General features: G+C 73.4%; 1 protein-coding gene. It reads right to left on the reverse strand.

The window, feature by feature from the left end; translation table 11 throughout:
- Positions 1-391: hypothetical protein (locus MTR62_RS21220; RefSeq protein ID WP_244024665.1), on the reverse strand; the 391-nt coding region annotated here is incomplete at both ends.

Below are 391 nucleotides of genomic sequence, written 5' to 3' on the forward strand. Positions count from 1 at the left end.
AGCGCTCGCCGCCGTAACCGATCAGTTCGAGCGGGTCTTGCGGCGCAAAGGCGCGTCGGACGGTGCCGCACAGCGCCGCGCGCGCCGCCTCATCGGCAAGGCTTTCGGGCCGGGCCAGCGCGCGCACGAGAGCATAGGCGGTGGCGGCGCGCTCGAGCATCGCGTCGGGATCGAAATCGAGCGCGCGGCTGCGGCGCTGGTGCATCTGCGCGGCAATCGCGCGCAGCAGCGCGGCGAGGCGTGGCAGATGATCGGCGCGGGTCGAGACCGAAAGCGCGAACAGCGCCTCTTCGAGCGGCAGGGGGGCAAGGTTCAGGCCCAGCAGCGCGACCTCGCCCAGCGCGCGCTCGATCCGTGCGAGAAAGGCCGGGTCGGGCGGCACCCATGCCGC

Source organism: Novosphingobium organovorum, assembly GCF_022832435.1.
Classification (GTDB): Bacteria; Pseudomonadota; Alphaproteobacteria; order Sphingomonadales; family Sphingomonadaceae; genus Novosphingobium; species Novosphingobium organovorum.